The sequence below is a fragment of the Streptomyces sp. B3I8 genome, from assembly GCF_030816915.1.
In the GTDB taxonomy this organism is placed as follows: domain Bacteria; phylum Actinomycetota; class Actinomycetes; order Streptomycetales; family Streptomycetaceae; genus Streptomyces.
Genome location: NZ_JAUSYN010000001.1, coordinates 177,439 through 197,180, shown reverse-complemented (window position 1 = coordinate 197,180; position 19,742 = coordinate 177,439). Strand labels below are relative to the sequence as shown.

The window sequence follows — 19,742 nt, the reverse complement described above, 5'->3', positions numbered from 1 at the left end:
GGGGGCGACAGCGACCGGGCATCGTCCTTACCGTGCTGTGTGCGTCCGGCTTCATGGCGGGTCTGGACGTGTTCATCGTGAACGTGGCTCTCGACGACATCGGCCATGACTTCCCCGGCGCCTCCCTGGCGGACACGAGCTGGATCCTGAACGCCTATGCCATCGCCTACGCCGCGCTGCTGGTGCCGCTGGGAAGCCTGGCCGACCGCTACGGCGCCAAGCGCGGCTTCCTGCTGGGCCTGGCGTTGTTCACCTCGGCCAGTGCCGCGTGTGCGGCCGGCCCCTCACTGTGGGCCCTGGTCCTCTTCCGCGGCCTGCAGGCCGCAGGAGCGGCGGCGCTGACCCCGGCCGGCCTGGGCCTGCTGCTCGCGGCCACGGCTCCCGAACGGCGCACCAGGGCGCTGCGGATCTGGTCCGCCTCCGGCGCCCTGGCCGCAGCCGCCGGACCGGGTCTGGGCGGGCTGCTGGTGCAGTCGTCCTGGCGGTGGATCTTCCTGGTCAACCTGCCGGTGGGCGTGCTGGCACTCGTTGCCGGTGCCCGCTTCCTCCCCGAGGTCCGCAAGACCGCGACGGGCAGGATCCCGGACGTCTTCGCGGGCATGGTCCTCGCGCTGTCGATCGGCTCGCTCAGTCTGGCCCTCGTCAAGGGCCCCGACTGGGGCTGGGCATCGCCCGCGACCGCGGAATGCCTCCTGCTGGCCGCCGCGGGAGCCGCCGTGTTCGCCCATCGCACGGCACGCCACCCTGCGCCCCTGGTCGAGCCCGCCCTGCTCCGGGTGAAGGCGTTCGCCTGGTCCAACGCCACGGCACTGCTGTTCTCCGTCGCCTTCGGCGCCAACCTGCTGGCCATCGTCTTGTGGACGCAACAGGTGTGGCACTACAGCGCGGTCAGGACGGGACTGGCCGTCGCCCCGGGACCGCTCATGGTGCCGCTGTTCGCCGCGCTCGCGCAGTACGTGACGCGCCGGGTGCCGGCCGGTGTGATTGCCACCGTCGGCAGCCTGCTGTACGGGCTCGCCGCCGCGCTGCTGGCGCTACGGGTCGAGACGCATCCCCACTACGCCACCGGCCTGCTGCCCAGCATGCTCCTCTCGGGAGCAGGCGTAGGGCTCACCATGCCGACCATCCTCGCCTGCGCCACCGCCGACCTGCGCCCCGCCCAGGGCGCCACGGGATCGGCCATGGTCAACATGAGCCAGCAGGTCGGCAACAGCCTCGGCATCGCGGCCCTGGTCGCCACCCTCACGGCCACCACCGCCTCCGGCGACGCCGCACGCCCCTCCCCGCACGGCTGGTGGCTCGTGTCGGGCGCCGCGCTCCTCGCGGCGCTGTGCGCCCTGGGCATGACCCCGCGCCGCAAGACGGCCGACGCCACCTTCGTGGAGGCACCCTCTCGGGCCGCCTCCGCAGCACCATGACGGGCTGAATATTTCCCGCCTTCGGGCAGGGACAGCCCCATCGCGGGGGATCTGCGGCTTTCCTGCGAGACGCTGCGCGTGGCCGATGACCCGCGCCCGGCTCTGCTGGTCTGTTCCGCATCCGGCAGTTCTTCGGCGGACGCTCTCCGGCTGCTTCTGGCCTGGACGCCCAATTCCCCGCACGACGCGGTGAGTCCCCGATGAATCAATCGCCTTGAAGGGGCCGCGGTCTGCGCGTCTGTTCCCGAGGGCCGCCTCCCGGTGCACCGGCGACGCTTCTGAGAGCAACAGGCCCATCGTCGAGGTGGTGCGCGAGATCGCCGGCCGCACGGGCATCACCCCGGGACAGCCGGCTCTCGCCTGGGTCCTCGCCCAGGGAAAGGAGATCGTCACGCTCCCCGGCACCAAGAGGGTCGTCCACCTGGAGGAGAACGTCGCCGCGGGCTGACGTCCGGCCGGCGGACTTCGAACTCGCCGATCCTTGGATCTCCTGCCGAAGGTCGTGGAGACAGACGCGATCCCTCTTGGATGGCAACCGTCAACATGTGACCCGGCACCCGCTGCCACATGGCGCGATCCAGCAGCCGGGGCCCACGGACTCCAGGCCTGGCGAGCCGGGCGCCGAGGACGTCCCAGAGGTTCCCAATGAAGCCGTGCCCACCGAGCAGGACCGAGGCGGCAGCGGCTGGCTCACCGTCGCGGGCGAACCGGTTCACACTTCTTCCTGCATGCCCCCGACGTTGACAGTTTGGCTTCCAAACTGACACAGCTACCGTCGCCCCGTCAGCAGGTTCTTCGCACTCAGGGGGACGCCATGTCCGCACCGGAACCCGCCACCTCGCTGTCCCGGCACGGCGATCCGCCGCGGCCCGTACGGACCGCGGGGCACAGCCCGTCGCGCATCCTCGCGCTCAGCAGCTTCGGCGTGTTCGCCGTCTTCCTGGACACCACGATCGTCAACGTGGCCTTCGAGACGATCAGCCGCAGTTTTGACACCACCACGAGCAAGCTGGCGTGGGTCCTCAACGCCTACAGCCTGGCCTTCGCAGCGATCCTCGTCCCCGCCGGCCGTCTGGCGGACCGCTACGGCCGCAAGAAGATCTTCCTGATCGGTCTCGGCGGGTTCGCCCTCATGAGCGCGCTGTGCGGGCTCGCCCCACGCCCGGTGTGCTCATCGCCGGCCGGGCGCTCCAGGCGGTGTTCGCGGCCCTTGTCGTCCCCACGTCGTTGGCTCTGGTCCTGCCGGAGTTTCCCGGAGCCAGGCGGCATGTCGCGGTCGGCACCTGGGGGGGGCAATGGGTGCCGCCGCTGCGGCCTGCGGGCCGACGCTCGGCGCACTGCTGACGCAGTACGCGTCCTGGCGCTGGTTCTTCCTGGTCAACGTGCCGATCTGCGCGGCCGTGATCGTTTTCGGTGTGCGGATCCTGTGCGAGTCCCGCGATCCGCATGCCGGGGGATCCCTGATCCGGTGGCCGTGGTGCTGGTGGCCGCGGTTCCCGCTGCTTTGAGCTACGCCGTCATCAAGGGCCCCACCCGGGGCTGGAGTTCGGCTGTCGTCATCGCCGCGTTCGCGGGGGCCGTCGTGCTGACCCCGCTGCTGTTGTGGCGCTCGGCGACGGCGGCCCGGCCGGTGATCGATCTGTCGCTGTTCCGCGACCGGCAGTTCAGCCTGATGAACCTGGCGATGCTGCTGTTCTCCGTGTCTTTCTTCGGGATGTTGCTGAACAACGTCATCTTCTTGCAGCAGGTCTGGGGGTATTCGGTTCTGCGGGCTGCTCTGGCCGGCGCCCCGGGGCCGCTGCTCGTGGCGTTCATCTCCCGTCCGACCAGCGGCCTGGCGGCGCGGATCGGGTTCCGGCCCGTTCTTCTTCTCGGTGGTGTGACCTGGATGGCCGGGGCCGCGCTTCTCGCGGTCGGAGTCGGCGCCTCGCCCCACTGGGCCACGCACTGGCTGGCCGCCGTGCTGCTGACCGGTGCCGGTATCGGTCTGACGCTGCCTGTCCAGGCCGGCGTCGCGGTCGCGTCACTGCCCGACCACAGGAGCGGGACGGGTTCCGCCGTGAGTCAGAGTTTCCGGCAACTGGGTGCCGTGCTAGGTATCAGTCTGTTCGTGGCCGTCGTCGGGGATTCCGGGCCGGCGCAGGCTGTCGGTGCTTTCCCGCACGTGTGGTGGGTGTTCGGCGCGGTGGGCCTGGTCAGCGGGCTGATCGTCTGCCTTCCGGTACAGGCTCGAGGTACCGGCGGACCGGAGCCGGTCGGGGCCGTCGGCGCGGCGGCCGACCTCTCGCGTTGAATCGCTCGGAGCCACCGCCCGCCCCGCGACGCCCCTGCTTGGCCGTCTTGCTGCCGCCTGTGCAGGCGGCGGAGATCCGGGCGGGTGGCCGGTCTCTGCTGAGGCCGGCCACCCGCCCGGATCCTGTTTCTGCCGCCGCCCCTGGAGCAGCGGGTGCATGCGTACCTGGTGTCCGCTGTTCACGAAGGGACGTTGTCCGACCCCTGGTCGGCCGTACTGGAGCCCTGGGCGTCACCCTCCCGCCCGTGGCAGGGGCGGAAGCCGCTCAGAGGCCCAGCGTGCGGCGCACCCAGTTGGTGCGGGCCTCACGGGACGCGACGCCGATGGCCGTGTCCGCGGCGACGAGCTCGTAGAGGTGGAAACCGCCGGCCCAGATGTGCAGTTCGGCCGAACCACCGGCCGCCCAGATCGACGAGGCGTACGCGGCGCTCTCGTCACGGAAGACCTCCGCGCTGCCGACCTCGATGTAGGTGGGCGGCAGGTTGGAGAGGTCGGTGGCCCGGCTCGGAGACTCGTAGGGGGAGACGTCGTCGGTGCCGCGGCGGTCCCCCAGGACGGCGTTCCAGCCGGTGAGGTTGCTGTTGCGGTCCCAGACGCCGATGCCGTCGATCTGGTGGCTGGAGACCGTGTCGTTGCGGTCGTCGAGCATCGGGTACATGAGCAGCTGGCCGGCCAGGGAAGGGCCGTTCTTGTCCCGGGCCAGGAGCGTGACGGCGGCCGCCACGCCACCGCCCGCGCTGCCGCCGACCGCGATCAGCTTGTCCGCGGCGAAGCCGAGCTCCTCGGCGTGCTCCGCGGTCCACTTCAGAGCGGCGTAGGAGTCCTCGACCTGGGCGGGAGCCGGGTTCTCCGGGGCCAGCCGGTACTCCACCGTGACGACGACGGCGTCCAGCTGCTCGACGTAGTCGACGATCGGTGCGATCCCGACGAAGCGGTCGCCGAAGATCAGCCCGCCGACGTGGGTGAAGAAGAAGCCCGGGCCGGGGGTGCGGTGGTCGGTGCGGCGGAAGACGGAGACAAGCAGGTCCGGGGCACCCTCGGGACCGGGGATCGTGCGCTCGAAGTGCTCGATCGGACGGTCCTTGATGAGCTCCTCGACGCCGGGCGTGAAGCCGCCGGAACGCAGTGCCGGGATGTCCTCGGGGTACAGCGACGAGTTGAAGGACTGCAGAACGACATCGAGGACGGGCTTGAGCTCGCGGTCGAACGGCGGGGCGGGGTACTTCGCGTGGGACATGGTGACCTCAGGGACAGGCCGCACGAGAGGGCGGCGGCTTCGACACCTGCTGACTTGCAGGTTGTGAAGTCAGCTTACCAGTGACTGACCGGCAGTCATTCGCGCGGTTCTGGAAGGTGCTGTGATGCGCGTCCCAGTGATGCCCCGGCCGTGGGGATCGGCAGGCGCACGGCGGGCCGAACGCCTGCGGGGGCGGCCGGCAGACGACTGCCGGCCGCCCCCGCAGGTGAGGAGCCGATTACATCCCTGGTGCCGGGTGCGAGGTTATCCGCGCCCGGTTTCCTTGAGCCCGAACACGGCACGGGTCATGTGACCCGAGGCCGTCACCACTTCCTCGTGGGAGAGGGGCGCGAAGCCGGTGATCGCGTCCGTGACGGCCCCGCAGAACCCGTGGAAAAGTGCCCGGGCCATCATGTCCGGCTGCCGGCAGGTGACTTCGCCGCTCTGGACGCCCTCCTGTGCGGCGGCCGCGATCATGCCGATCAGACGTTCGTTGGCGGCTGCGTGCACTTCCTGGGCGCCCGCCCCGTCGTACAGGACCTGGTGGAGGTCGGCGTGGTCGAGCGCGAACCGGCAGAGGGATTCCAGGACGTCCACGAGCCGGCTGCCCAGGGGCACGTCCATATCGCCGAGGATCTTCGCGCCGACGCCGGCGAAGTCGTCCATGTGGCGTTCCCACAGGGCGGCGGCCGCCTCGTCCTTGGTCTTGAAGTAGAGGTAGAATGTGCCTTTGGAGACCTCGGCGAGGGTCGTGATCTCCTCGATCCTGGCGTCGGCGATGCCCTTACGGGCGAACACCTCGGCCGCGGCGTCGAGGATGTCCTTGCGGCGCTCCTCCGGCGGCTTGGCGACCCGTTTCCTCTTGGCGGTGGCGGTGGCGGGGGTTCCCATCGGCGCTCCTTTGTCGTCGCGCCTGTCCGCACGACCGAATGACTGACGTCAAGTCAATCGTACGCTCCTGGCAAAAAGCGCTCGTATCCGGTCGTGCGGACATGGTGGCGGTCTGACCGCCGCCCGCGCATGCGGCGGTCAGACCGCCTTGTGCTGGCCGCCGTCGACCAGGTAGTCGGCACCCGTGATGCTGGCCGCGGCGTCGGACAGGAGGAAGGCGACGGCGGACGCGATCTCCTCGGGCTCGACGAACCGGCCAGTGGTGATGCCCAGCGCTCCGGGCGCCTGCCTGAGGAAGGTGGGGATGTCCATGTCGAAGGCCGCCGCGATCCGGCCGCCGAACTTCTCCGGGCCGTCGTAGATGGAACTGCGGACGAAGCCGGGGGAGACGGTGTTGACGCGGACGCCCTGCGGGCCGAACTCCTCCGCGAGGGACTTGCCGAGCGCGGTGACCGCGGCCTTGGCGGCGGCATAGGCCACCGGGCCGAGGCTCGGCAGACGAGCGGCGACCGTGGACACGTTCACGATGGCGCCCCTGCGCGACACGAGGCTGGGCAGGGCGCCCCGGGTGACCCGGACCGTGCTGAGCAGGTTGATGTCGAGGATGGACGTCCACTTCTCGTCGTCGGTGCCGAGGAAGCCCTGGACAGCCAGGTCGTCGCCGCCGCCGACATTGTTGACGAGCAGATCGATTCCGCCCAGTTCTGCCAGCGCCTGCTCGACCAGGGTGTGTGCACCCTCCGCGGTGGAGAGGTCGGCGGCCACTCCGATGGCGCCGGTTTCCTTGAGTTCGGTGGTGATCGTGCGGGAGGCGCCGATGACGCGGACGCCCTCGGCGATGAGTGTCTTGACCGTGGCCAGTCCGATGCCGCGGCTGGCGCCGGTGACGACGGCAGTCTTGGAGGCGAGCTTCAGATCCATGAAGACATCCTTTTCTTGAAAGCGGTACAAAATTTTGGGTGTGGGTGCACCTGTCCCGGCCGTTGTCGCGCGAGTGCGGTCAGAGCAGGCCGATGGTGGTGTCGATCACTCACGCGAGCGGGTCGGGCCCCGGATCGACACGGCCCATGGAGCCGCATGCCGGCCACCGTGTTGAGCAGCAGGCCGGCCAGCGCCTTCGCATCACGTGTGGTGCTGATCTCTCCCGCGCGCCGGCCTTGTTCCAGCAGGGCCTGGAAGGCGTCCTCCGTGCGGTCGGGCATGCCCCGGACCTGGGTCGTCACGGATTCATCTGTGACCCCGAACCGGCGGCGCCGTTCATAGCCGGGCAGCCGCGGCGGGGCCTTCCCGCTCGTACCTGAGCGTCCGGCCCACGGGTGTCGCCCCCGCCTGGCTTTAAGAAGCAAAAGCTAGCCCTGGATGGTCTGACTGTCAATCATGGAAGCCAGAGGGTCTGCCGGTCATGGTGCCCGTCCGGGCGGTAGGCCGCGGTCGGCCGTCGGTCCGGTGTTCCGCGACGCCTCTGCGCCGGTTCCGGGCTCCACCGCGGATCCCGGCCCATGAGGGCCAGGGCGTGGTCGGACACCGAGATGCCGTCGGCCGGGCGAGCGGGGTGGCCAACAGGCCCAGGCCGTGCATCCTGGGGCCTGTCCGGTGCAGATGTCCGTGGAGGTGTCGGTCGGCCGGTCCGGGATGCTCGGCTTCCCGTGGCCGCGGCACCCGAGGCTTCACGCGCCGAGGCCCACGGGGTTCGACTGCTCGCCCGAACCCCCGACCTGGCCCGGCTCCTGATCAGCGGACGGTGATCTGTGTCAGGTCGATGGCGACGAGAACCGGCGTCGGTACGGAGAGGCCGTCCTTGCGGACGGGGACGACACGGCGGCGGGTGGGGAAGACCAGACCGGAGACCTCCTTGTGGGCATCGCCGTAGTGCGCGGCCGGTGCAGCACCGAGAACCTCCGCGGCGTAGTCGTGCCGACGGAGCAGACCGGTGGAGTCGAAGTGGAAGACCTGCTCCCTGCTGTGCGTGGCGATGTCATCGGGGAACACCGCGCGCAGCCGGCGCCATCTCTCACCGGCCTCCTCCCACGGCTCCAGCTCCTCCACCTGCACACCGGGCATGGTCAACAGGAAGGGGGTGGTCAGGTAGTTCCACATGGCATAGCCCCCGAAGTACAGGGCGTGCAGTTGGTCCCACGGAGAGTTTGGGCCGTGTCCGGTGAAGGCCATGCGCGGGGAACGGCGCTGCGTGAGCACGTTGCGCGCGCGATCCTCGATCGACACCCGGCCGGGAGTGAACACCCCGCGCAGTCCGGGCCCGGTGAAATCGTGGTAGACGAGGTGCTGGCGCCGTACGTCGAGGGTGAAGTCGGCGGTGGCGAAGATCCCTTCCTGTCCGCGCGAGCCCCACAGGAGCCCGCCCACGGAGCCCCGTACGTGAATCGACCCAACTTGTCGCCAGCGGTCGAGACCGCCGTGAGCATGCAGGGCGTGATCCAGAAGATCGGACATGTCGGATTCCTCTTCGTGTTCATGCGTTCACGGCGGCGGACGCCGGCTTCGGTCAGGCCGTTGTAGGGTTAGTTTGAGAATCAAACCATATTTGCCTTACTCGCCCTTGACTCGGGGTACCGCGCCTGCCTAGCGTCCTAGGGAGACACAACGTTCTCCCTCTTGGAGTCCGACATGATCAACGATGCCCACGACGCCCCGGCGGTGGTGCTCATCCACGGATTGTGGGTGACTCCTCGCAGCTGGGAGCACTGGGTCGCGCACTACACCGCCCAGGGGCTCCGGGTACTGGCTCCGGCCTGGCCCGGAGTGGAGGGGGAGGTCGAGGACTTGAGACTGGACCCCTCGCCCATGGCCGGCATCGGCCTGGAGGAGGTGGTGAACCACTACGAGGCCATCGTGCGCAACCTGGACCGACCCGCCCTCCTGATCGGTCATTCCTTCGGCGGGGCCATCGTCCAGCTGCTCCTCGACCGCGGCCTGGGCGCCGCAGGCGTGGCCATCGACTCGGCGGCGGTCAAGGGGGTGCTGCCCCTGCCGCTGTCCACGCTCCGCTCCACCTGGCCGGTACTGCGGAGCCCGGCCAACAAGGGCAAGGCGATGGGGCTTTCCCCCCGGCAGTTCCACTACGCGTTCGCCAACACCCTCAGCGAAGAGGAGTCACTGGCCGCCTACGACCGCTACCACGTGCCCGGTTCGGCCCGGGTGCTCTTCCAGGGCGCCTTCGCGAACTTCACTCCGCGGGCGGTCACCCGTGTCGACTTCCGCAACGACAGGCGCGCACCGCTGCTGTTCATCGCGGGCGGCGCGGACCACATTGTGCCGCCCCAGGTGAACCGGGCCAACGCCCGCCTGTATCGCAAGTCCGCGGCACTCACCGACTACCAGGAGTTCGCCGGCCGGTCCCACCTCACGATCGGCCAGGACGGCTGGCGGGAGGTCGCCGACTACGCCATGGACTGGGCCCTCAACCGCGCACTGCTCCTCAAAACGCCGCTCACCTGACAGCCCCGGCGTTTCCCGGCACAGAGGCCGGAGTTGCCCGGCCTCTGCCCTCAATCACACAAGGAAGTACTCACGTCATGAACCGTCGTTCCTTCACCATCGCGGCGGCCGCGACTGCGGCAGCGGGCCTTGCGGCCACCGGGGTGCTCACCCAGACGGCCGACGCCACCACCCCGCAGACACCCAAGCCGACGGTGGTCCTCGTGCACGGCGCCTGGGCCGACGCCTCCAGTTGGAAGGGCGTGGCGAAGCGGCTGCAGAACGACGGCTACCCGGTCGCCGCTCCCGCGGTCCCGCTGCGCGGCCTGTCGAGCGACGCCGCCTACCTCGCCGACTACCTGAAGACCGTCAACGGCCCGATCGTGCTCGTCGGCCACTCCTACGGCGGCTCGTTGATCACCCAGGCCGCCGCCGGTAACTCGCACGTCACCGCCCTCGTCTACCTGGCGGCCTTCGCCCCCGACAAGGACGAGACCGCCTCCGCGCTGACCGCGAAGTTCCCCGGCAGCCACCTCAGCGACGACCCGAACGCCTCCATCCCGACGGCGCTGAACCCGGTGCCCTTCGCGCAGAACGGCGCCACGAACGTCGACCTCTACATCAAGCCGGACAAGTTCCGCGACGTCTTCCTCAGCAACGGCCGCAGCACTCAGGAGGCCGCCGTGCTCGCCGCGACCCAGCGGCCCGTCACCCCCCAGGCGCTCGGCGAGCCCTCCGGCACTCCGGCGTGGAAGACCATCCCCTCCTGGTACCTCGTGGCCGGCGACGACCACCTGATCCCGCCGGCCGCGGAGCGCTTCATGGCGCGGCGCGCCCACTCGCACACGAGTGAGGTCGACGCGCCGCACGACGTCCTGCTCACCAACCCCGGCACGGTCACCCACGTGATCGAGGACGCGGCACACACCACCGTCCACTGATCACCGGGCCCGTCACAGCCTCCCGGCCGCCCCTCCCGGGCAGCGTCCCGGGAGGCCGTGACGGGGCGGGTACGGCCTCCGGTGACCTGGCGGTCGCCCGAGCCCGAAGGAGGGTTCCTACGACATGAGCGTGCCGGCCGAACGCGGCGAGAGCGGAGCGTGCCGGCAGCCACCGGGGCCCCGTGGCCGCCCTGAACGGCATGCTCAACGTGGCTGCTCGTCCCGATGCCGCCGGGATCGCTGAACTGGCCGCCCTGACGGCCAGGGAACTGACCACCGTCCCGTGGAGTATCCAGATACGCGGCGAGCCGACCACCGTCATGGTGGAGGTCGCCGAGCACCACGGGCTGACTGTCCGGTCGCAACAGCCGTTCATGCTCAGACCGTTCACCAGCAACGAGCCGACGCCGACGCGCGGGGCTTCAGCGGGGGTGCGGCGCGCCCGGGCAAGCGATCACAAGGTGTTCAGCGCGACGCTTGCCGCCGGTTTCGGAGTGCCGCAGCACGTGTTCACCGAGGTCGCCTCGCCCACCCTGATGGCAGCTTCCGCTCTTCCGCAGACGCGGCTACGCGCGGGTGATGACCGAGCGGATGCTGAGGGAAGGGCGGGTCATGGGCGCGGGCCGCGTACCTCCACACCACCGAGGCGGGCCGACGTCTGTACGAGTGCCTGGGCTTCCGTACAGTCGGTCAGTGGGCCACCTTCTCCGCCCCGTAAAAGGGCCGGCGCTGCCCCGTTTCTCTCAGGTCGACCGGCCCTCCCACCGCACGGTGCGAAAAGCGGACTGATGCGTGGTTGACCTCACTCAGGACGGAGAAAGGCCCAAGGACCAGCCCTCCGCGTGCCTCCCCCCGATCGGCCCCGGCCGGCCCACCCCCGAGCCGGCCGGGGGCCCGCCATCCGAGGGACGCCCCCTCACTGGGCTGCTGATCGACGTGGGCCCACCGTGCCCATCATCTCGGCTCATCGCCAGGACCTCATTGGATTCAGGGGCTGTCTCCTTGAAAGGCTATTTGAAAGGCTATGGGCGCCATTCCTGCTGGTAGGCGGGGTGTTCGGTGTATGACTGGCCAAGGACTCGCAGCGCGTATGCCAGGCCGGCCGAGCGGGAGTCGGAGGGGTCCATGGCTTTGTAGTCGTTCGCCAGTTGCTCGATCAGGTCGAGCATGGGGAGGTGGCTGTCGAGAAGGGCCTCGCCGCCCAGGGTGCCGGCCACGTAGGCGTAGGCGTGGTTGTCGTCGTTGATGCGTGCGATGAGGAACTCCACAAGGCCATTCATGCGGCCATCTTCGCGGGCAAGGTGCTTCGGCGGTCACGCGGCTGTCCAGATGAGGATGGTGGCGAGGTGGAGTGCGGCCTGGTGGGCGATGGCGAGCTTGTCCGTTCGCATGGCCAGGCCGCGCCGTTGTTTGAGGTGGTTGATGCACCGTTCGACGGCGTTGCGCTGCTTGTAGGCCTCGGCGTCGAAGGCCGGTGGGCGGTCTCCGTCGCGGCCTCGCCGCAGCCGGTGGCCGACCTGGTCGGACGGCTGGGGGATGACAGCGCGGATTCCGCGTCGTCGGAGGTGATTGCGGATCGCGCGGGATGAATACGCGCGGTCAGCCAGGACGGCATCGGGCCGGGTTCGGGGTCGTCCGGGTCCGCTTCGCGGAACGCGGATGCCTGCCATGACGGTCTCGAAGGCAGGGGCGTCGCCCGCCTGGCCTGCGGTGACACGAATGGCCAAGGGCCGTGCACGGTTGTCGCCGGCGAGGTGGACTCTCGTGCTCAGGCCGCCGCGGGAGCGTCCGAGGGCGTGATCCTCGGGCTCAGCCCGGTCCGGCGCCCCTTCTCCCTCGCACCGGCGGCATGCTGATGAGCCCGGCAGACGGTGGAGTCCACCGAGATGGTCCAGCCGATGTCGGCATCAGCGTCGGCTGCTGCCAGAACTGCGGCGAGGATGCGTTCCCAGGTGCCGTCCAGGGCGACCTGATCAGCCGTTTATGAGCAGTCTGGAACGGGCCGAGCTCGTCCGGAAGGTCCCGCCAGGGCGAGCAGGTGCGGTACTTCCACGCGATGGCTTCCAGGGTTCGGCGGTGATCGGCCCATTGCCGACCGCGGACCGGATCAGCCGGCATCAGTGGCTCGATCCGGTCCCACATCGCATCAGTGATCACTAATCGGACAGACACATCCGATCAACTGACCAACCGATCAAAAGAGACACGCCCTGGTCCCGGGGAGATGGGACGTCATGAGCACCAGCCCTCTGCTTGCGCGGCCACCCGCAGCCACGGGTATGACGTCAGCCATCTGCCCGATGGCTGCCACCGACGCCGCGGTGCCCGCCATGCGCGCGTTCACCAGAAGAACAGTGCACGCCTGGCGCCAGGGAGGACCGGCGGCTGAAGCCCTCGCGCTCATCGTCACAGAACTCGTGACGAACGCCTGCCCACACAGCGGAAGCCCGCAGGTGACCGTGCATCTGTTCGCCGGCGAACACCACGACGGTCGGCGCGCCGCGCCCGTCGGCCGCAACCGTTGCCGCTCTCCGCGGCGCATCGGAGGCCGGGGACCCGAGGACCTCGGCGTCCCCTTTGGTCCCCGGCCGTCGATGCGGCCTGCGGGAAACCCCGAAGGCCAGGCCTCAGGGGCAGCCTTCAGCTCGTCTTGATGGGAACGAAGTGCGAGCCGTTCTGTGCGAAGGCGTCCTTGCGGCCGGTGACGAACTCCTCGACGGTCAGGGGAGTGCGGTTGCCGATGACCTCGATGAGGTTGTTCGTGCCCTGGAAGATCCCGTTGCGGTAGTCGATCGCGATGCTGCTCAGGTGCTGGATCAGGTGGGCCGGCTTGCCCAGGGAGGCCAGTCCCTCCGCGAACTCCTCCACCTCGGTGGGTTCGTAGGTGACCGGAATGCCCAGAGCGCGGGACATCGCCTCGGCGATCTCGTGGTGGTCCATCTCCACCGGCCCGTGCAGGGAGTAGGCCTGCCGGTCGTGCGGCGCGGGGTTCTCGAGGACTGCGGCGATGACGTGCGCCTGGTCCACGCCGGCGACGGGGGCGTGCCGACCGGCACCGAGCGGAAGCCGCAGCACGCCCTCGTCGTCCTGCCGCCCCCACCACCAGCTGATCCACTCGGCGAAGAGGGTCGGCCGCAGGTGTGTGGTGAGCAGCGGGGTGCGGTCGAGCAGACGCTCTGCGAGCCAGTGCTGGCGTGCCGCGTCGCTGACGGCTTCGCGGCGGGCGGAGATCTGGGACATGTTGACCACGGACGTGACGCCGGCCTCGGTGGCGGCCTGGGCGAAGACGACGGTGGCGTCCAGGAGGCCGGGATGGATCGGGTAGCAGAAGTACGCTCCGCTGACCCCGCGCATCGCTGCGCTCACATCGTGGAAGTCGAGCAGGTCGCCTACGACGATCTCGGCGCCCGCGGCCGCGAACACGTGGGAGCGGTCATCCTCCCGGTGTACGAGGGCACGTACCTGGTGCCCCTGCTCCAGCAGGAGCCGCACGGTCTCGGCTCCGGTCGTGCCGGTGGCTCCGGTGATGAGGAAGAGTCGGTCGTCCTGGGTGGTCATTGCGATGTCCCTTCTGAGTGCCATTGGCTCTCGCGATCGTGGGGGGCAGGGATGCGGAAGTGGGGAACCGGGAGCCTGATGCGAGAGCTCGTGCATCAGTGGGGCGGCCGCGAGGGATGAGGCCGTGGCTCCTGAGGGTGCGGTGCTGTCGGACGTGAAAAAGTCCTGCGTTCCGGCACCCCCTGCTAGCTTCTGTTTCCCATAGTCAGCAATGTACACGCCAGATCTGACTGTGCAAAACAAAAGTCAGATCGGTTAGGGTGTGGGAGTGTGACGGTGGCCGGCGCGGTGGCCCGGCCCGTCCGCGGACGTCGCCTCCCATCGTTGCGGGCGGCTTTTCCGAAAGGGAAAATCGATCATGGTATCCGCAGATTCGCGTCCCGCTGACGCCGCGGGGATCCTCCGACTCGGAGGGGATCTCCCTGTCAACCGGCTCGGCTTCGGCGCTATGCAGCTGACCGGCCCCGGCGTGTGTGTGGGAACCCCGGACCCGCAGGAAGCCGTCCGTGTGCTGCGTCGAGCCGTTGACCTGGGTGTCAACTTCATCGACACCGCGGACTCCTACGGTCCGTTCGTCAGTGAGCAGTTGATCCGCAAGGCGCTTCACCCCTACCCCGGGGGGCTGGTCATCGCGACCAAGAGCGGCCTGAGCCGATCGGGCCCGGACGGCTGGAGGCCGCTGGGACGTCCCGAGTACCTGCGGCAGCAGGCCGAACTGAGTCTGCGTCACCTCGGCGTCGAACGCATCGACCTCTACCAACTGCACCGCGTCCACCCGCAGGTGCCGTTGGCCGATCAGGTCGGGGAGCTCGCGCGGCTTCGGAAGGAGGGGAAGATCCGGCACATCGGCCTGTCGGAGGTGAGTGTCGAGCAGCTCGAGCAGGCCCGGCGCATCGCGCCTGTCGTCTCCGTGCAGAACCACTACAACCTCGCCAACCGCGCGGCCGAGGGCGTGGTGCAGTACGCCGAGCGGGAGAACCTCGCATTCATCCCGTGGTTTCCGATCGCCACGGGGAGGCTCGCACGTCCGGGCGGACCGCTGGACGGGATGGCGAAGGAGCACGGGGTCAGCCCGTCCCAGCTGGCGCTGGCGTGGCTGCTGAGGGCATCGCCCGTCATGGTGCCGATCCCCGGCACCTCGAAGGTCGCTCACGTGGAGGAGAACGCCGCCGCGGCTCTGGTGACGTTGACCGATGCCGTGTTCGAGGCCCTGAGCCGCGCCGTATGAGGCGTCGTGGGCGAGCTCCCGGCCGGCCGCTGCGTCCGGGCCGGCCGCGGATACCCACCGGCATGACCAACCCCGCCCATCGATGGAAGCGAGTGAGAAGTGATGTCCGCCAGCAGACACGAAGCCAACAAGGCGATGGTCCTGGAAGCGCTCGACGTGCTGTTCAACCAACGTGACTTCGCGGCCGCCGAGACGTTCTGGGCCCCGGACTACATCCAGCACAGTGCGATCATCGCGCCCGGCCGGGACGGACTGTTCAACCTGGTCAAGGCACTTCCGCGGCTGAGGCACGAAGCGGGATTCATCTGCGCCGACGGCGACCTGGTCATGCTGCACAGCCGCTACTCCGGGAATGAGCAGCCCACGGCCTCGGTGGCTGTCGACATCTTCCGCATCAGGAACGGACGCCTCCAGGAGCACTGGGATGTACTGCAGGACGAAGCCACCCGTGGGACATCCCTGAGCGGGATGCCCATGTTCGGCGATGCCTTCCCCGGCGAACGCTGACGTCGGGTCCCGGCGGGCGGATCGGTGCACCGGGCGCGGGAGCGCCGAGCCATGGACCCGCCCGCCCGCCCGGTCGGTCGCGTGCAACAGGCCGCAAATCCGGCGAGAGGGGCTGTGCGCGTCTCAGGCACGAGGAGATGGGAATTGGCCGGTCACAGCCAGCGCACGGTCATCGTGACCGCCTCGGTGGACCGGTTCCATGCCAAGGGCTACCACGCGACCGGCGTCAATGACATCGCTGTCGCCGCCGGTGGCCCCCAGAGGCTCTTGCCGCAACCACTTCGCGAGCAAGGAGGAGCCGGCGGCCATCGTGCTGCGGCAGTACGGCCAGACGCGCCGGCTGGTGGAGCTGAGCGATCCGGCGTGGCGCCCCTGGGGCGGCTGCCTCGGTACTTCGAGTTTCTGCGTGACGAACAGGTGGAGCATCACATCACCCGTGGTTGCCTCTCCGGCGGCTTCGGGAGCGAGATGGCAGACCACAGTAAGGTGCCGCGCGGTGGAGTTGAACACTGCCTGGGGGCGATGGCGGGCGGCGCCGACCGAGGTCCTTGCCGAAGCGGTGCGCAGCGGAGCGGTGCGTGCGGGGCTCGATCCCGAGTCGGCCGCTCTCTTCATCCCGTGTGCCTGGGAGGGCGCTCTCGTCGCCGCGCGGTGTGGTCGCCCCGGACGAGGCGTTCAGCACGTTCTTCCGCATGGTCTTCGGCAGTTTGCTCCAGCCCGGCCAGGACAACGCTCCGCTCTGAGCCGTCGCGAGCCGGGCCGTGGGTCCCGCTGTACGGCCGCTCTCGGCGGCCCGTGCGCGAATCGACTTCTGCGACAGCGGCGGGACCCGCCTCAGTGCCGGAGGCCCGGCTGCTCAGGGGTGCGCCGGCGGGCGCGGTAGGCGCGAAGATTCGCGGGGTGACCGCACTTGCGTACGTCGTGCCAGACACCGCTGTTGTTTCGTGACCGATCGAAGAACGTCACTCGGCACCGCTCGCTGCGGCAGACCTTCAGCCGCCGCCAGGTGCCGGCCCGCTGGGCATGGAGCATCTCGATCAGGACCAGTGAGACCACCACCTGCCAGCCGCTGCCGGCCGGCTCCACCTGGACGGTGCCGTCAGGGTCGAGCCGGAGGGCCGCGTCGAACGGAACCTGCGGGAGCGGGCTGTGCTCGCCGGCCGGCTTTTCCCCGGCCTTGGTGAGCCAGTCGCGCAGCCCGTCGCGGAAGGTGTGCAGGCGCTGTACATCGTCGCTGTCGAGCTGGATCGGCGACTGGTCCCGCATCGGGTTACGGTCGCGCCAGACCGTGTCCAGCCAGGCCTGGGCGTCCTCGCGGTCCAGCAGGAGATCTGCCTTCCGGGGTTTGTCGGCCGACAAGGTGTTGAGCAGGTCCTGGACCAGGGCGAGCCCGTCGGGGGCGGGCTCGATGTCGTACCGGTCGGTGGCGGCCCATGTCATGAGGAATACGACTCCAGCAGCGGCTGAACGTGAGGCGGAAATAGGCGTAGCTCTCTCACAAATTACCTCACTTGCCCTTCGGGGATTGCGAGGGCTGCGGTGGCGTTCGGGACGGGGTGCGGCGGCGGGGGCTCCGGCTTCGTCCGGCGGTCCGCGCCGGGGCCCTGGTGGGGCGGCGGTGGTGGCCGGCCTTGCGTGAAGACGTGCGCACAAGTACAAAGTAATAAGCAAAAGCAGTTTGACTATAACGCTCTTGCTCGATCGTCTGGCGCTCTTTGCTGCCCGGCCGCCTTCCCCGCCTCCGACCGAACAAGGGAGCTCCCATGCCGCACGGCCAACTGACGTACGAGGTCTTCGTCGCCCCGGGGATCCCCACGACGGTCACGGATCTGCCGCCCGACCTGGACCGCCGGATGTGGTCGCCGATCTCCTCGACCCTCATCCAGGGAGAACGGGACGCCGTGCTCGTCGACCCGCTCATGACGATCGCCCAGGCCGACGCGCTGAGCGAGTGGGTGGCGGCCCGGGGCAAGCGGCTCACGGCGGTGTACATCACTCACGCACACGGCGACCACTGGTTCGGACTCGCGAAGATCCTCCAGAAGTTCCCGAAGGCCCGTGCACTGGCCCTGCCGCATGTGGTCGGACGCATGCGGACGCAAGCGAACCCCGACTTCGTGAAGTCCTTCTGGAACGCCCGATTCCCCGGCCAGATCCCCGAGAACCTCGTGCTGGCCCAGCCCATGGACGAGCCATTCATCGAGCTCGAGGGACACCGGCTCGAAGCCGTCCCGCTCGGGCACACGGACACCGACGACACCACGTGTCTGCACATACCCTCCCTGCAACTGGTGGTGGCCGGGGACGCCGTGTACAACAACGTCCACCTGTACCTCGCCGAGTCCGCCCAGGAGGGCAGGCGCGAATGGCTCGCGGCGCTCGACCGTATCGAGGCCCTTGACCCGCGGCTGGTCGTGGCCGGCCACAAGGACCCCCAGGCGCCGGACACGGCGGCCGCCATCGAGGAAACGCGGGCCTACATCCACGACTTCGCGGGCCTGGAGCAGGACGCGGAGTCCGTCCTGGAGCTCTACGAGGCGATGCTCAAGATCCACCCGGGCCGGATCAACCGCGGAGCGTTGTGGGGGTCGGCGCGGTTCGCTCTCGGGTGAGCGGTACATGCGCGCGAGGACTGAGCGCCGCGAACTCCGCCGGCAGTGCTGACGGGGCGCTGAAGAGCCCGGCCCACCGCGGGCCGGGCCTTCGTCGCGTCCGCGCCGTGCATACCGGCGGACGGTGCAAGCGCCGCACCGCGGCGAGGCACGAGCGGCCGGAGCCGAGGCAGGCGATGCCGTGAGGGGCCGCGCGCGACAGCGTGGCCGGAGCGATCCGCCGGGCGGTGCGCTCCGGCCATGTCGTGGTGCCGGGACTGACAGCCGGGCCAGTGCCGGACGCCGACCGGGGCAGAGAGCGGCGCCGGCCCGCGGCACGCGTCAGTCCTGGGCGGCAGCCCGGACCTCTTCATGGCTGACCGCGACGACCGCTTCCTGCGCCGTCGCACGACGCGCGGACAGGGCCATGAATCCGAGAGCGAGGACGCAGGCGATCGTGCTCGCGACGGTTCCGAGCACGGCCGAGCTGCGGACGCCGGAGGTGTTGACGGCGACGCCGCTCAGCAGCGAGCCGCTCGCGACAGCCACCTGCACCACGGTCGTGAAGGTCGCGTTGACGGACTCGGCAGAGAACTTGTCCTGCCCGTAGGTGTGGAGCCAGTGCTGCAGGGCCACGGGTGCGTTGCCCCAGGCCAGCCCCCACAGGGCAAGCCCCGTGCAGACGAGCGCCGTCACCGTTCCGCCCGCGCTCAGCGCCAGGAGACCGCCGACGCCGAGGACGAGGGTGGCGATCACGGTGCGGCGGATGCTGCGCCCCAGGAGCGCGCCACCGCCGAAGTTGCCGACGATCGTCAGAACGCCGTACCCCAGCAGCAGGCCGCTGGCCGGCCCGGCGGCGAGGCCTGTGACGTCATGCAGGTAGGACACGACGAAGGTGTAGGCACTGAACTGGGCGAACACGACGAGGAAGACGACGGCGAGGATGACGTTCGCGGGCACCGACCGCAGGAGTGGACGGAAGTCGGCCGTCGTCACCCGGTCCGCGGCCGGTATCTTCGGGACCGCCAGCGCCTGGACGAGGGCGGCGATGACCGCGACCGCCGCGGCCGCGACGAACGTGATCCGCCAGCTGGCGTGGGTGGCGATGAGACTGCTGCTCGGCACGCTGACCACGGACCCCACCGCGATGGCACCGAAGACGACCGACGACGCGGTGTGCACGATCCGTGCGGGAACGAGCCGGGCCGCCGCGGAGACGGAAGTGGCCCAGACCCCGCCGATGCTGATGCCGAGGATCAGCCGGGACACGAGCATCATCGTGAAGCCGGTTGCCGCGGCGGACAGGACGCACGATACGGCGATCAGTACGGTGAGCCCGATGATGGCGAGCCGCCGGTCGAGACGCCGCATGAGGACGGTCGCGGCCGGTGCGGCGACGGCGCCGGAGAGAGCGGGCAGGGTCACCATCATGCCCGCGGTGCCTTCGCTGATGCCCATTCCGTCGCTGATCTGGGGAAGCGCGCCGACCGGCATGAACTCCGAGACGACCACGGAGAAGGCGCCCAGGGCGATGGCCGCCACCGGTATCAAAGGGTGCCTGGAGCGGGTGCGGGCGTGTGAGGCGGAGGGCGATGAGGACATGACAGTTGCCTTTCTCGGGACAGATCATTTGAGACCGAACG

Annotated in this window: 16 protein-coding genes and 1 pseudogene; 8 read left to right on the top strand and 9 right to left on the bottom strand. The window is 69.6% G+C overall.

Annotated elements, in window-relative coordinates:
- Window positions 1-32 precede the first annotated feature (32 nt).
- The 3 genes from QFZ64_RS01035 to QFZ64_RS01025 all read left to right on the top strand — a co-directional run bounded on the left by QFZ64_RS01035 (window position 33) and on the right by QFZ64_RS01025 (window position 3,711).
- Entirely contained in the window at window positions 33-1,418 is a 1,386-nt protein-coding gene (locus QFZ64_RS01035) for an MFS transporter (RefSeq protein WP_307061289.1), read from the top strand.
- A gap of 214 nt (window positions 1,419-1,632) precedes the next feature.
- Window positions 1,633-1,866, top strand: coding sequence for an aldo/keto reductase (locus QFZ64_RS01030; protein WP_307061287.1), 234 nt, complete (start codon window positions 1,633-1,635; stop codon window positions 1,864-1,866).
- Between the two features lie 366 nt (window positions 1,867-2,232).
- A complete protein-coding gene (locus QFZ64_RS01025; protein WP_307061285.1) occupies window positions 2,233-3,711 on the top strand; it encodes an MFS transporter in 1,479 nt (492 codons plus the stop codon).
- Window positions 3,712-3,976: 265 nt separating this feature from the next.
- On the opposite strand, the gene QFZ64_RS01020 is transcribed toward QFZ64_RS01025, so the two are convergent.
- From QFZ64_RS01020 to QFZ64_RS01005, 4 genes are all read right to left on the bottom strand, one after another.
- Window positions 3,977-4,948 carry an alpha/beta hydrolase gene (locus QFZ64_RS01020; protein WP_307061283.1) on the bottom strand — a complete coding sequence of 324 codons (972 nt, stop codon included), beginning with the start codon at window positions 4,946-4,948 and terminating at the stop codon, window positions 3,977-3,979.
- A 264-nt stretch (window positions 4,949-5,212) separates the two neighbouring features.
- Window positions 5,213-5,839 carry a TetR/AcrR family transcriptional regulator gene (locus QFZ64_RS01015; protein WP_307061281.1) on the bottom strand — a complete coding sequence of 209 codons (627 nt, stop codon included), beginning with the start codon at window positions 5,837-5,839 and terminating at the stop codon, window positions 5,213-5,215.
- A 138-nt stretch (window positions 5,840-5,977) separates the two neighbouring features.
- On the bottom strand, window positions 5,978-6,760 hold the full coding sequence (locus tag QFZ64_RS01010; RefSeq protein ID WP_307061279.1) for an oxidoreductase: 783 nt from the start codon (window positions 6,758-6,760) through the stop codon (window positions 5,978-5,980).
- A gap of 810 nt (window positions 6,761-7,570) precedes the next feature.
- Complete coding sequence (locus QFZ64_RS01005) at window positions 7,571-8,290, bottom strand: hypothetical protein (protein ID WP_307061277.1); 720 nt, start codon at window positions 8,288-8,290, stop codon at window positions 7,571-7,573.
- 174 nt (window positions 8,291-8,464) lie between these two features.
- Between QFZ64_RS01005 and QFZ64_RS01000 the strand changes: the two genes are divergently transcribed.
- Complete coding sequence (locus tag QFZ64_RS01000) at window positions 8,465-9,295, top strand: alpha/beta hydrolase (RefSeq protein ID WP_307061275.1); 831 nt, start codon at window positions 8,465-8,467, stop codon at window positions 9,293-9,295.
- Between the two features lie 77 nt (window positions 9,296-9,372).
- Window positions 9,373-10,215, top strand: coding sequence for an alpha/beta fold hydrolase (locus QFZ64_RS00995; protein WP_307061273.1), 843 nt, complete (start codon window positions 9,373-9,375; stop codon window positions 10,213-10,215).
- Between the two features lie 1,022 nt (window positions 10,216-11,237).
- Here the strand turns inward: QFZ64_RS00995 and QFZ64_RS00990 are convergent.
- The 3 genes and pseudogenes from QFZ64_RS00990 to QFZ64_RS00980 all read right to left on the bottom strand — a co-directional run bounded on the left by QFZ64_RS00990 (window position 11,238) and on the right by QFZ64_RS00980 (window position 13,773).
- Window positions 11,238-11,495, bottom strand: coding sequence for a DUF6221 family protein (locus QFZ64_RS00990; RefSeq protein WP_307061271.1), 258 nt, complete (start codon window positions 11,493-11,495; stop codon window positions 11,238-11,240).
- A gap of 33 nt (window positions 11,496-11,528) precedes the next feature.
- Window positions 11,529-12,387 (bottom strand): annotated as a pseudogene (locus tag QFZ64_RS00985) (IS5 family transposase).
- A gap of 468 nt (window positions 12,388-12,855) precedes the next feature.
- Window positions 12,856-13,773 carry an NAD(P)H-binding protein gene (locus QFZ64_RS00980; protein WP_307061270.1) on the bottom strand — a complete coding sequence of 306 codons (918 nt, stop codon included), beginning with the start codon at window positions 13,771-13,773 and terminating at the stop codon, window positions 12,856-12,858.
- A gap of 358 nt (window positions 13,774-14,131) precedes the next feature.
- Here QFZ64_RS00980 and QFZ64_RS00975 point away from each other — a divergent pair, with 358 nt between their 5' ends.
- Window positions 14,132-15,001: an aldo/keto reductase gene (locus QFZ64_RS00975; RefSeq protein WP_307061268.1), complete on the top strand. Its 870-nt coding sequence runs from the start codon at window positions 14,132-14,134 to the stop codon at window positions 14,999-15,001.
- 102 nt (window positions 15,002-15,103) lie between these two features.
- A complete protein-coding gene (locus QFZ64_RS00970; protein WP_307061266.1) occupies window positions 15,104-15,508 on the top strand; it encodes a nuclear transport factor 2 family protein in 405 nt (134 codons plus the stop codon).
- Between the two features lie 834 nt (window positions 15,509-16,342).
- On the opposite strand, the gene QFZ64_RS00965 is transcribed toward QFZ64_RS00970, so the two are convergent.
- Entirely contained in the window at window positions 16,343-16,948 is a 606-nt protein-coding gene (locus QFZ64_RS00965) for a CGNR zinc finger domain-containing protein (protein WP_307061264.1), read from the bottom strand.
- A 323-nt stretch (window positions 16,949-17,271) separates the two neighbouring features.
- On the opposite strand from QFZ64_RS00965, the gene QFZ64_RS00960 reads away from it, so the two are divergent.
- Window positions 17,272-18,120, top strand: a complete 849-nt coding sequence (locus QFZ64_RS00960) for an MBL fold metallo-hydrolase (protein ID WP_307061262.1) — start codon at window positions 17,272-17,274, stop codon at window positions 18,118-18,120.
- A gap of 321 nt (window positions 18,121-18,441) precedes the next feature.
- Here the strand turns inward: QFZ64_RS00960 and QFZ64_RS00955 are convergent, their stop codons facing one another.
- The gene (locus QFZ64_RS00955; RefSeq protein WP_307061260.1) at window positions 18,442-19,641 is read right to left on the bottom strand and encodes an MFS transporter; all 1,200 of its coding nucleotides are present in this window, start codon (window positions 19,639-19,641) and stop codon (window positions 18,442-18,444) included.
- Window positions 19,642-19,742 lie beyond the last annotated feature (101 nt).